Annotated in this window: 14 protein-coding genes; 9 read left to right on the plus strand and 5 right to left on the minus strand. The window is 43.5% G+C overall.

The genetic code is table 11. The features are described from left to right. Positions 1–37 precede the first annotated feature (37 nt). The 6 genes from BXY41_RS03700 to BXY41_RS03725 are packed head-to-tail and all read left to right on the plus strand — an operon-like array spanning position 38 to position 5,116. Positions 38–1,021, plus strand: coding sequence for a homocitrate synthase/isopropylmalate synthase family protein (locus BXY41_RS03700; RefSeq protein WP_104434805.1), 984 nt, complete (start codon positions 38–40; stop codon positions 1,019–1,021). Beyond that, positions 996–1,823: a hydroxymethylglutaryl-CoA lyase-like TIM-barrel protein gene (locus tag BXY41_RS03705; protein WP_104434807.1), complete on the plus strand. Its 828-nt coding sequence runs from the start codon at positions 996–998 to the stop codon at positions 1,821–1,823. The genes BXY41_RS03700 and BXY41_RS03705 overlap by 26 nt, the downstream gene beginning before the upstream one ends. Next, positions 1,801–3,195: a TCP-1/cpn60 chaperonin family protein gene (locus BXY41_RS03710; protein ID WP_104434809.1), complete on the plus strand. Its 1,395-nt coding sequence runs from the start codon at positions 1,801–1,803 to the stop codon at positions 3,193–3,195. The genes BXY41_RS03705 and BXY41_RS03710 overlap by 23 nt, the downstream gene beginning before the upstream one ends. 1 nt (position 3,196) lies before the next feature. Then, positions 3,197–3,487 (plus strand): PqqD family protein, encoded by a 291-nt coding sequence (locus BXY41_RS03715; RefSeq protein ID WP_104434811.1) that lies wholly within the window; start codon positions 3,197–3,199, stop codon positions 3,485–3,487. Positions 3,488–3,502: 15 nt separating this feature from the next. Further along, entirely contained in the window at positions 3,503–4,114 is a 612-nt protein-coding gene (locus BXY41_RS03720) for a Fe-only nitrogenase accessory AnfO family protein (RefSeq protein WP_104434813.1), read from the plus strand. A gap of 15 nt (positions 4,115–4,129) precedes the next feature. Continuing rightward, positions 4,130–5,116, plus strand: coding sequence for a hypothetical protein (locus tag BXY41_RS03725; RefSeq protein WP_104434815.1), 987 nt, complete (start codon positions 4,130–4,132; stop codon positions 5,114–5,116). Positions 5,117–5,152: 36 nt separating this feature from the next. Here the strand turns inward: BXY41_RS03725 and BXY41_RS03730 are convergent, their stop codons facing one another. Continuing rightward, entirely contained in the window at positions 5,153–6,316 is a 1,164-nt protein-coding gene (locus tag BXY41_RS03730; protein ID WP_104434817.1) for an MFS transporter, read from the minus strand. 124 nt (positions 6,317–6,440) lie between these two features. On the opposite strand from BXY41_RS03730, the gene BXY41_RS03735 reads away from it, so the two are divergent. Beyond that, entirely contained in the window at positions 6,441–7,340 is a 900-nt protein-coding gene (locus tag BXY41_RS03735; RefSeq protein ID WP_170072200.1) for a helix-turn-helix domain-containing protein, read from the plus strand. 116 nt (positions 7,341–7,456) lie between these two features. Continuing rightward, a complete protein-coding gene (locus BXY41_RS03740; RefSeq protein WP_104434821.1) occupies positions 7,457–7,789 on the plus strand; it encodes a phage holin family protein in 333 nt (110 codons plus the stop codon). 62 nt (positions 7,790–7,851) lie between these two features. Here BXY41_RS03740 and asrC read toward each other — a convergent pair whose 3' ends face one another. From asrC to BXY41_RS03760, 4 genes are read right to left on the minus strand one after another with little or no spacing between them, the layout of a single operon-like run. Next, on the minus strand, positions 7,852–8,814 hold the full coding sequence (gene asrC / locus BXY41_RS03745; protein ID WP_104434823.1) for a sulfite reductase subunit C: 963 nt from the start codon (positions 8,812–8,814) through the stop codon (positions 7,852–7,854). Positions 8,815–8,829: 15 nt separating this feature from the next. Beyond that, positions 8,830–9,624, minus strand: a complete 795-nt coding sequence (gene asrB, locus BXY41_RS03750) for an anaerobic sulfite reductase subunit AsrB (RefSeq protein WP_104434824.1) — start codon at positions 9,622–9,624, stop codon at positions 8,830–8,832. Further along, the gene (asrA, locus tag BXY41_RS03755; protein ID WP_104434826.1) at positions 9,614–10,633 is read right to left on the minus strand and encodes an anaerobic sulfite reductase subunit AsrA; all 1,020 of its coding nucleotides are present in this window, start codon (positions 10,631–10,633) and stop codon (positions 9,614–9,616) included. The genes asrB and asrA overlap by 11 nt, the downstream gene beginning before the upstream one ends. 1 nt (position 10,634) lies before the next feature. Next, complete coding sequence (locus BXY41_RS03760; RefSeq protein WP_104434828.1) at positions 10,635–11,402, minus strand: formate/nitrite transporter family protein; 768 nt, start codon at positions 11,400–11,402, stop codon at positions 10,635–10,637. Positions 11,403–11,621: 219 nt separating this feature from the next. Between BXY41_RS03760 and BXY41_RS03765 the strand changes: the two genes are divergently transcribed. After that, positions 11,622–12,632: a LacI family DNA-binding transcriptional regulator gene (locus tag BXY41_RS03765; protein WP_104434830.1), complete on the plus strand. Its 1,011-nt coding sequence runs from the start codon at positions 11,622–11,624 to the stop codon at positions 12,630–12,632. The last annotated feature ends 1 nt before the right edge of the window (position 12,633 follow it).

Consider the following 12,633-nt stretch of genomic DNA (forward strand, 5'->3'; position numbering starts at 1 on the left):
ATGCGGAAGGAAGCACAGGAAAAAGGAGGGGCTGCTGTTGATTAAAATCATTGATGCCACACTGACGATGCTGGAGGAATATCCGTTAAAAAAGGAACTGGTGTATGAATTTGCCCGGACATTAGAGAGTCTTTGCATATGGGGAGCCGTGTTAACCCCAAGAGTTTATCAGCTGATGCAGGGGGACTTACCTCAGGGGATCATCTGGTATATGGAACTTCCCAGTCCATCGGAAAGCGTTAAATATCCCGGAATTCATTTCTTTTTTTCTTCTTTTTGCGATGGTACAGGAAAATATATACGTAATATACAGGTCAATGATGTATCGGAGTTAAGGGGGCTGGAATGTGCCAGACCAGATAACCGGTTAAGACTTACGGGGCTGGACGATTTACTCATCTATGAAAGCCGTGATATTTATGAGCGGGGGATGAAGCTGTTAATCCAGGCTTCTCCCATCCTGTATCCGGAAAACTCCTGCTATTGTGCTTCTGCCATTGCTGCTGATTATTTACAAAATCACCATAACGGAACGGTGATGACTACCTTTACCGGGATCGGAAACAAGGCAGCTACGGAACAGGTCATTCTTGCCATGAGGGTGGTGGAACGTTATAAACCCAACAACAGCTTTGAGAAGCTGGCGGACTTACGAGATATCTTTGAAGCCATGACAAACACACAGATACCGGGTCATACCCCCGTTATTGGAAGAAAGATCTTTTATGTAGAATCGGGGCTGCACGTGGATGGCGTTTTGAAAAAGCCATCCAATTACGAATCCTTTCCTCCCGAGCTTGTGGGAGCATCAAGAAAGGTGATTCTGGGAAAACATTCGGGAGGCACATCCATTCGGTATAAGCTGAAGCAGTACCAGATGGAGGACTGTTATCCGGTAGAGCATCTTTTAGAAATGGTAAAGCGTCTCAGTATTAAAAAGGGCGGGGAAGTAACTGATGAAGAGTTTTTAACAATGATGAGTGAGTGTGATAAGTATGAAAAGGCGAATCAAAATAGTTGATACCACTCTTCGTGATGGCGAACAGTGTCCGGGTGTTGTATTCTCACCTTCTGATAAAGTGCGTCTGGCTTTGTTTTTAGACAGCATCGGTGTTTCCGAAATCGAGGCAGGGATTTACGATGTAGGTACAGAGGGCGTTCATTATATCAGCGAAATTATGAAAAAGAAAAAACAGGCAGCCATCTCCCTATGGTCTAAATTAAACCCTGAAAATGTGGAAGAGTCAGCCAGACAGAAACCGGATCTGATTCATATCGGCACTCCTGTATCCTATGCTCAGATATATAATAAATTAGGGAAAAATAAAAAATGGATTGAAAATTCCCTTCAGGAATGTATGGAAGTCGCCAGGAATTATAACATCCCCATTACGGTAGGTCTGGAAGATGCGTCAAGGGCAGATGTGGCTTTCCTGGTATCTTTAATTCGTCTGATGCGTCAAAAGGGAGTGGAAACCATTCGCCTTGCAGATACGGTTGGGGTGCTGTTCCCCAGACGGGCAGGGGAGCTGGTGCGGGAAATAAAGCAGACAGGAATTATGATCGAGGTTCATGAGCATAATGACTTTGGAATGGCAGTGGCCAATTCCATGGTTATGGCACTTTCCGGGGCTGATATGGTAGATGGGACACTGCTTGGGATCGGGGAGCGTGCCGGTAACTGCAACCTTTACGAATTTGTCCATAGTGCAGCCCGTAAGTTTGATCTAAATGTAAGCAGTGCAGATATCAAAAAAGGGGAAAATCTTTTAAAATCCATAATGAATGGAGGGAAGAAGAATGATTCGGAAAATCAAATTTGAAGATGGCAGAAAAAAAATGGCAGAGGGAATTTTAAGTCTCTGCCGCGTTCTCTCCTGTGAGGGGCAGGTAATGGTAAATGGTGCTTACAGTTTTGCTGCTTCTGAGGTAGCTGGAAAGCTTGAGGGAACAGATTTGTTTTTTAACCAGGGAATCCGTCTGGCAGCTGCAGCCATTGGTGAAATCAATCAGGCAGCAGGCTGCGGAACGGGGGAGTCAGCCCGTCTTGCAGCCCAGCTTCTGGCTTACTGCGAAAGGAAATCTGCGTCTGGAATCAGTCCGGTACTTCTTGCCCGGGAATTAAAAGCCGCTGCAACAGCGGTGGAAGAATTTGTTGGTGAAAAAGCAATCCCCCTGCCTGATATAAACCCGGATTTAATAGAAGGAATCACCAAAGACCAGAGGACTGCCCAAATGATTGTGGAAGGATCAGAAGCGGGGGAACTGGTTGTAAAAGAATCCATGTCTGGGGAAACCAGGCTTGAAATAATAAAAGGAATGCGTCTTGATGGAGGTTTGACAGTGGGGGCGGAAGGAACGGTAGGGGATGCCCTTGTTCTGATTGTAAAAACCCCCATTATTTCCTTTTCAGGCATCTACCCCCTTCTTCAAAAGATTGGACAGCAGAACCTTTTTATTCTGGCTGACGGGATAGAGGGGGAAGCCCTGACTCTTCTGAGTGCAAATGTAAAACAGAACCGCATTCATGTAAGAGCCATGAAGGCGCCGGGGATTGGCAGGAGAAAAGAAGATCTTTTTGAGGATGCTGCGGTGTATACGGATACCATGGTTTTTGACGGTATTTATCCTTGTCAGATGGAAGAAATTTCGCCCGCCATGCTGGGGCGGGTAAAAGCAGTGACAGCTGCCGGTTCTTATACAATTATGAAAGGAAATGCGGATAACAGCCGGATAAACAGGCGGATAGATGGAATTAAAGAGCGGATTGGGGATCCCAAAACCAATTATTACGACAAGCAGATGCTGCGGGGTAGAATTGCAGGATTAATGGGTTGTGCGCCAGTCATCTATGCAGGTGGATATACCACGGTTCAGGCGAAAGAGGAGAAACGCAGAATTGAATCTGCAGTAGCCTATTATCAGACCGTAAAGAAGTTTGGAGTACTGAAAAAAGATGATTTAATTAACTATCAAGCTGGATCAGAAGCAGAAAAGTACCTGACAGAATCCATGAAGAAATGTTTTCAGAATGAGGAAATCAGTGCATACCTGATGATCCTCACGATTCAAAAGATCTGTGGGATGATTGTCATGTGGCTGACAACCGGAGCGGTCATGGTGAGTACCGGATATGACAGAGAAGATTTAGAACTGATAAAAAGCGGAGTGGATGTAGAAAGGTTAAGGAGCTGATATGAACATCAGAAAAGTAAAGCTGAAGCCTGGATTTGCTTTAATGGAACTGGGAGGAGAATTCTGTATTTTCGATGAAAGAGACAGCCAGAACGGTTCCTTAGACGGTCTGCCATCGGTAAATGAGATCTGTATCTTCTTATGGAACAGCCTGGAGAGGGGAGCGGGAGTGGAGGAATTAATCACTCTGTTATCTGAGGAAAAAAATATTGATGAAGAAGATGCAAGGCTTGAGCTGGAGGAGTTTCTTGCAAAACTGATCCATGGTAATGTGGTTGAAATCAACGGGTAAAGGAGGAGCAGACGGGTGGAAAAAATAGCAGTGATCAGCAAAGATCAGGAACTGGTTCCTTTTTTGTATTGCAACCTGGTGGAAATTTTTGAAAAGGTGGGGGAACAGTGGCAGGTGGTGCGTACCGCTTCCTTTTCTCCCATAACAGGAAATACCATTGAAAAACTGAGAAAAGAAGCGGAAGCAATCATGACTCTCGCAGAAGATGCGAAAGCAGTTTTGTGCAGAGAACTTTCAGGAATCCCATTTTCCGTATTTAACCAAAACGGATATTGCATCTTTTGTTCAGAAAAAGCGGACCAGGACACTTTTGACGGAATGATAAAGGATATAGAGGAAAGTGATGAAAAACGCAGAAGGAAAGAAGCAATGATTCAGAATGCCGGTCCTGTGGAAACGCAGACACCTGGAATCTATTTTCTGGATTTGGTCCAGCTTCAGAAAGAGTGCCCTGAGATATCATCCAAAAAGGCACTTTTGCCCTTCCTTTCCCATACTCCGTTTCTCGAATTGCAGCTTGTCTGTGCCCATATTCCGCCATGGCTTGAAACATATGATTCCTATGAAAAAAAGGTGCTTAACGGAAATGGGAAAGTACATATAACCATAACCAGAAAACAGTGTTAGCAGGAGGTGGAAAATATGCAAAATTATATGGTTTTAGACGCTGGGACGCTTCAGACCCCTTATGGAATCCTGGGTGGAGTAGATTCCTTTCTCTGTCATCCAAACGGAGAATTATCAGGAGTAACCCTGTCGGAAAAAAATATGATTGTTACCCAGGCAGGAGAATTAATTCCGGCTTATACGGAAAACGGCAGAAGAAAAAAGAAGCCGTCTGTAGAATTTGACAGGCAGGGAATGGTGGTGAGTGTGGCGTTAGAAGAGCAGCAGGAGGTCCTTACCCCCATTGGAGAGCTTCCGGTTGAACTGATTAAATTTTACCCAACTGGAGAGCTTCACCGAATATTTATCCTCGATGGACAGATCAGCGGTTTTTGGACAGAGGAAGATGAACGGGAGCTTAACATTTCCCTGACCTTTGATCTGGGCTTTACGGAATTTCGGGCAATGATTAATGGTCTTTGTTTTTATAAAAGCGGAGATATAAAAAGTATCACACTTTTTCCGGGGGAAAGGGCTGCCATACGGACTCCCATGGGAATGGTGGAAACTAAGGTGGGACTTTCCTTGTATGAGTCGGGAAACTTAAAATCAGTAGAACCGGCAGAGCCTGTCCTGGTATCAACTCCCATTGGAAGAATAACCGCTTACGATCCGGACCAGATTGGAATCAATGCTGACAGTAATTCTCTTTCGTTTACGGAAAGCGGGGAGATCAAAAGTCTCATCACCTGTGATCACTCCATCTATGTTCAGACTGAGGAAGCGGTAATGAGAAAGTATTCTCCCCACATAAAGCCCCATCCACTCTATGATGAGGTCCTCACTGTATCCGGGATTAAAGTAGAGTTTCTTCCTGAATCAGGAGAAGTATTGATTGAAAATGACAGATATGAACTGGAATCGTGCGGATTTACCATAGAACCGTTTGCACGGCCGGGAATGCACTGCAGCCCTTCTGACTGTGCTAACTGTTCCCTGTGCAATAAGTCCATGGCAGAATAAATGGTTCCAGATTCAACCCTCACTTTCCTGTCCCTTTCAAGAGCCGGTTTTACGTGTTAATAATTCATGCATAAGGATCATAATAAGTAAAACAGCCAGCAGATACAATGGCAATAATGCCACAGTTATCTTATTTGCCAGTATTCCAAATATAGGAGGCATGAGGCAGGTACCAATATAGGCACTTGCCATTTGCACTCCAATAATCGCTTGAGAACGTTCCGCCCCAAAATGTGTTGGAGTGGAATGTATGATGCAGGGATAAATGGGGGCGCACCCAAGACCAATTAAAATCAGGCCAATGAGGGAAAATATCTGCATGGCAGGAAGTAACATTGTAAATATTCCCACTGCAATTAAAATCTGGCCCAGTCGAATCATCTGAACATTATTTAATTTCATTGTAATAAATCCACTGATTGCCCGGCCGATTGTAATCCCAATAAAGAATAAACTGGCAAAACTGGCTGCCGTTTCCGGGGCGATGCCCTTATACAGTGTCAGATAACTGCTTGCCCAAAGCCCAGTCGTCTGCTCTAATGCACAGTAACAAAAAAAGCAAAGCATAACTTCTTTTGCACCTGGAATACGGAAGATTTGATGTAAGGACAGTGGCTTCTTACTTGTATCCGTGCTGACCGGAGCAGTAGTTTTTGAACTTTTCCAAAGTGGAAGGCTGAAAAAGAGTACTGCTGTCAACAGGATCTGCAAGATACCAATATAACGATAACCCATATTCCAGCCATTTCCACCTGTTAGTGCAAAGCCCATAATATAAGGTCCTAAAGTTGCACCGATTCCCCACATGCAATGCAGCCAGCTCATGTGCCTGCTCTCATAATGCAAGGCAACATAATTATTGAGTGAAGCATCAACACTGCCTGCGCCCAAACCATAAGGAATCGCCCAAAGGCAAAGCATTGCAAAAGAATGTGACATAGAAAAACCAAATAGTGCAAGAGCAGTCATAACAACACTGAAGGCAGTTACTTTGCCGGTTCCCAATGTGCGTGTCAGCCGATCACTTTGCAGACTGGAAACAATGGTCCCAAATGCAATAATCATGGATATGATTCCTGCATAAGAAAGGGGCACACCGAATTCCGTATATATGGACGGCCAAGCAGAACCCAGTAAAGAATCTGGCAGTCCAAGACTGATAAAAGCTATATAGATAATTGCTAAAAGAAAATGTGTCATCTTGTAATCCTCCTTCTTTGTTGATATGATTATATCAGCGCAAAGGTAAGAATTATAGAATGAAATCGTCGATTTCCTATGATTATATCTTCGTTTTTGCTAAAAATGGAAAGGGGGTATGATTGTGGCATTATCTGCTTGTGAAGTTATCACGGATAAAACCAGAAAAGAACTGGTCAGTCACGGAGGTGTTATGTTTCCCATTGCCTGCTATGAAGACGATTTAGCATTAACAACGGTACCATGGCATTGGCATGATGAGTTTGAATTTATTATGATAACAGAAGGGTTCGCTCCGGTACAGGTGGAAGAAACAACCATTCAGCTCATGGAGGGAGATGCTGTATTTATCAATTCAGGTGCGCTCCACAACATAGACCATGGAAAAGCGGTGGAAGCCAGATACCACTCCCTGGTGTTTCACGCCAGGCTCATAGGCGGAAGTATTGACAGTATTTTCTGGCAGAAGCTCATTACTCCCTTGATACAGGATAAATCCTTTCGATATCTGCATCTGAGTCATTCCATTTCCTGGCAGGCAGATCTAATTAAAAATATGTCAGAAGCATGGCAGGCAGTAGTGAATAAAAAAGATGATTACGAAAATTTTACACGCTACAGTTTATCAAAAGCATTCCGGCTCTTAAACAACAATCAAAAAGTGCCAGATGCAAAAACAAGTTACCGGGAAAGATTATCCGTCGAGCGGACTAAGATTATGATACAGTACATGGAAGAGCATTATTCTGAGGAACTATCTCTGGATACCATTGCAGACAGTGCATTTGTAAGCAAAAGTGTGTGCCTGCGCTGTTTCAGCCAGGTGATTGGTACCACACCGATTCGATACCTGGTTCAATACCGCATAGAAAAAGCAGCGGAGCGATTAACAGAAACCGATGAAAAGGCGAATGAAATTGCAATAAGCTGTGGATTTTCAGATATTAGCTATTTCTCTAAGTGCTTTCGTGAGATAAAGGGGCTTACTCCATTGAAATATAGAAAATTATTTACGAAGATGTGAATATGTATTTGTTGACTCTTATTTGGATTAATCATATAATTCTGTTAAGTCTACAGACTGACAATGGGACGCTGCTTATTAAAATCAGGGAATGCACAATTATTGGAGGTATGGCAATGAAATTGTTTATAAAATATATATCTATTGTTCTTGCAATCTATCTGCTGTCATTGGTATTAAACACCATTTATATAGGGAGCTTTGGTTCGCTTTTCATTATGGGCATGGTACTTTTGCTTGTAAATCTGATAATAAAACCGATTCTTATGTTGATTACATTACCGGCCAATTTGTTGACGTTAGGCTTATTCAGCTTTATCGTAAATGCATGGACGATCATGATTGCCGATTCCCTTGTTGGAAATATAAGTATGGGTGGCTTTCTCAATTCACTGATTGCGGCTTTCGTCATTACTATTTTAAATAATCTGTTTCAGGATAAAGATTAATTAAGTGCACAAAAGCATGGCCTGAATCCAGGAGTATGGATTCCGACCATGCTTGTTGCTTCCTAATATTTGACACCCTTCCAGTAAAGCGGTTTATAAACATCTGCCTCTTCCGGCAAAGTCACATCCTTCATTGCCCAACGGTAGAATTCTTCAAATCCGGTCCGGTCCACGATATATCCGATGTGTTCCTTTCCGCCGGGAGCGGTGGTATCAATGTATTTTGTTACATAATCATAAGTGTTTAAAATAATTTTTAAAATGCTGTCCTCATCGGCCCATTTGATGAAATCCTCGCCCAAACGGGGATTCTTCTTTCCAGTACGACCAAGCAGGGTGAGGCGGTAAAACTTCTCCTGACTTCTGGTCCAGGCTCTGGTGGGGCAGGCAAGTACACATTCCCCGCAGCCAATGCAGGTCTCATGATTGCGGGTTACCTTGCAGTTTACTGTTTCCAGAGCCCCGGTAGATTTCCGCTTGCATGCTTTCACACAGGCGCCGCAATTGACACAGCGGTCCGCATCGTAGTGGGGGAGTGTCATTCCCATAATGCCGAAATCATGCATCCTTACCTTGGCACAGTCGTTGGGACAGCCGGTTAATGCAACCTTAAAATGGAGATTGTTGGGGAAAATGGCTTTCTCTATTTTCTTTGCAAAATCCGCCGTATTATAGCAGGCATAAGGGCAGACGTTATTGCCGATGCATGCGGTTATATTCCGGGTTCCCGCAGCGCTGTAGCCCTCCCCTGATTTTTCCTGGTTAATACCCAGTCCTTCAATAATCGGCTGCAGGAGAGCATTGACCTTTGGAATATCCGCAAATGGGATTCCAGGGATCTCAAACCCCTGTCTGGAGGTAATGTGTACAGTGCCATTACCGTAAGTATCAGCAATATTCTGAATCATAGATAAAAATCTGGCTTCCAGATAACCGCCTGGAACCCGGACGCGGGAGGCAGTAAGACCTCTGTGTTTCGTTATCCGGAAAGCATTTTTTTTCAGTTCCTTTGTGTTAATATCCATTAGACGTTCCCCTTTCTAATCCAAGAGTTTGCGGCCTTTGGTAAATGGAAAGACAGGTCCGTCCAGGCACACATAGGTGTCATCAATTTTACAGTGTCCACATTTGCCGATTCCGCAGCACATTTTCCGTTCATGGGATATCCAGATATTTTCTTCCTTTAATCCGATATCCAGAAGTCCCTGGGTGGTAAAGCGCATCATGGCAGGAGGTCCCACCACAATAGCAGTGGTTTCTTCTTTGTTCTTCAGCTTTAGTTTTGGTATATACTGGGTGACCAGTCCGATCTGGCATGCCGTGTCATCATCTGCACAGTCGACAGTCAGAATGACTTCCATTGCCTGCTTCCATTTGCCGAAGTCCTCCAGAAAGAGAATGTCCCTGGGTGTCTTAAATCCGGCAATGAGTGTCATGCCCTTTGTTTCTTCCATATGACTGGAAAAATAATCAACCACACCCTTTACAGGAGAAAGCCCGGTTCCGCCTGCTATGACCAGAAGCTCTTTGCCGCGGAAATTTTCCATATCAAATCCATTGCCGTAAGGTCCTCTTAAAAACAGGCTGTCTCCCTGATAACGTTCAAAGATTTCTCCTGTCACCTTACCTACCCGGCGAATGGTTAAATCTACGGAATCCTCCCGGATGCCGCTGACAGAAATAGGCGCTTCCCCGAACTTTGGAATGGAAACCTCAAAGAACTGTCCCGGTTTTACGTCTCCATGATAAGCCATGCGAAATGTGTATTCAATGTCCGTATGGCGGATTACCTCCTTGATTTCAGAACGGAAAGGAAGATATTCATTATGATTCATTTCCATTTACCTCCTTCATGGCATCTTCCAGCTGATTGATGCAGTGGGAAAATGAGATGTACTCCGGGCAGACATCGTCGCACCGGCCGCAGCCTACGCACATATGAATGCCATTACGTTTCTTGTAGTCATATACCTTGTGAAGAACTTTAAAGCGCATGCGCTGTCCGTTGTTCTGGCGGTAGCTGCCGCCTCCTGCAACATCCGTAAAACCATCCGTCATACAGGAAGCCCATACTCTGCGGCGTTCTCCAACTTTACCGTTATCAGTATAGAAAATATCCTGCATGGTAAAACAGGTACAGGTCGGACATACAAAATTACACCGTCCGCAGTTGATGCAGCGGCTGTCATATTGTTTCCACATGGATGACTTCATGACATCTAAGGAAAGAGACTCAGGAATGCTGACCTGTGTTTCAGTCTCGGTTACGTAAGAGGGGGTTACATCTGCCTGTTTTGAACAGTTGGCAGCAAATAACTCATCCCATTCCGGATTTTTATTATCAATTCTCACCCCGTCTTCCGACAGTTCCATGGAAGCATGGTAGTCGTCTGAACGATTGGTACCCATATCAACACAGAAACAGCTCTCAAAGGAGTCTTTACACCCCATAAGTACGAATTTCACCCGGTCCCGAAGACGTTTATAATAAGGGTCTTCAGCCCCGTTATGGAGATACATGGTATCTAAGCGTTTCACCGCATGAAGATCGCAGCTGCGCAGAAATATAATTGCCTGTTTCACAGGGGCTTCCGGTTCCTTTACCGAATCTTCCGTAAAATAAAATAAGGTCTCCGAGATGGGAAGAAGTATTTCTTTAAAAGAAAAGTCTGACTTCTGATCAAATACGATTTCGTCAATGGACTGGATTTCTCCGTAGTGAACAGAGTCCGTATCAGAAAAAGCACCTCCGTTTTTCATCAGCATGGGAGCATAGATGACGGAATCCTTTTTCCAGTTTTGAAATACTTGGTTGATCTCTTTTGTATTAAGGATATATCCCATGCTAAGCCTCCTTTTTTCCGGAAATCAGATAATAGGGAACAGCAGTAAATAAAATTCCGCCTGCCATATTTCCAAGAGTTACAACCAGAATATTGTAAAAATATCCGGAAAGTGAAACTGCCGCACCGTTGGGACTTAAGACTCCCACCGTGAGCAGTGTCATATTTGCAATGCTGTGCTCATAACCGCTTGTTATAAACGCAAAAAGACACCAGAACACCATGATTAATTTTCCGCTTTCTGATTTGCAACGGAAACTGCACCAGATAGCAAGGCAAACTAAGATGTTGCAGAGAACCGCTCTGAAAAAGAGAGGAATGAGGGGGATTGCCATTTTTGCAGCAGCAGCATTTGCCATAAATTCCCCAACTGGCCCCTTTGCCAGCCCGGCACCCCAGAAAATAAGAGCAAGGAGAATGGAGCCAGCCCAGTTTCCAAGTAAACAGACCACCCACAGTCTGACAGTCTCCGAAAATGTGACCGTACCGCTGAACATTCCGCCTGCCATTACTAAATTATTGCCGGTAAACAGTTCTGCTCCTGCCATAACAACAAGACTGAGGGCGATGCCAAAAGATGCACCCATAATAATCTTGACGTAAGGCTGACTGGAAATCATCCCTCCGGCAGAGAAGATCAATAGAATTCCAAAACCCACATAAATACCTGCCAGCATGGCCGCAACCCAGTATCCGACAGGATTCTTTTTCAGTAACTTTGATTTGTTTTCTGCCGCTTTTGCTAACATTGAATATTCTTCCTGAAACATAAACAACCTCCTTTGTTTATTTTTTATCAAACTACCCACAAAACCAGTATAATCAATAAATTAATAAATCACCGTGATCTAAATCACGGTAACAGGTAATTTTATTACGATAACAGGATAAATAGGAATATAGATAGAATAGGGATTTGACCTTATGCAAACTTAATGATAAAATTAATCTGATTTTAATTAAAATTAAGCATAGAAGCAGGTAATTAAATGGAAAAAAAAGTTACAATGCAAATGATTGCTCAACGGGCTGGTGTTAGTGTGGTAACTGTATCAAATGTGCTCTCTGGAAAGAAAGGGGCAAGTGATCAGGTGCGCAATCTGATCTTTGCTTTGGCAGAGGAAACCGGATATCGTAAGAGTGCATCGAAAACACAGGATGGTGGGCAGACATATCGCTTCGGAGTTTTGATTGCTGAACGTTATGTAAAAGAATATCCTTCGTTTTATATGCATATATACAAAGAAATTGCGCAGGAGGCGGCTAAACGGGACTGTATCACAATTTTGGATGTAATTGATGAAACTTGTGAACGCATTGCAGATCCGGTTTATCTATTTCCGGATGCTGAAATAGATGGGCTTTTGATTATTGGTGAGATGGCCTCTTTGTTCGTGGATTTAGTCAGGGAAAATTCAAAGGTGCCTGTAGTGGGTGTGGATTTTTATGATGTGGATAAAGAGATGGATTTTATCATTGCGGACAGTTTCAGGGGAATGCAGAAGGCAACGGAAAGATTAATTGAATGCGGTCATAAGGATATTGTATTTCTTGGAACACCCAGAGCGACAAACAGTATTATGGACCGGTATATGGGTTATTGTAAAGCAATGTTACTGAACCATATTGATCATACCAGCCTGATCTGTGACCGCAGCGTGGATGAATATGGCTCTGTAATCGATTTTGATTTACCTTCACAGCTGCCAGCCGCATTTGTTTGTAATTGTGAAAGAAGTACTGCCTTACTAATTGAGAAACTGAGGGAAAGAGGCGTGAGAATTCCGGAGGATGTATCAATCGCAGCGTTTGACCGTTTTTTGGATGAATATCCGGATGGGCTGAAAGTGACAACGTATGAAATTGATGAGAAAGTATTGGCACGGATCAGTGTTAACACACTTTTAAAAAGAATCAAAGGAAAAGGCAAGAGCTTTGGTATCCGAATGGTGGATGGTGTTATAAAAGAAGGAAATACCGTAAAAAGAAGGGGTAGGTAAG

The organism is Lacrimispora xylanisolvens, from assembly GCF_002934545.1.
In the GTDB taxonomy this organism is placed as follows: Bacteria; Bacillota; Clostridia; order Lachnospirales; family Lachnospiraceae; genus Lacrimispora; species Lacrimispora xylanisolvens.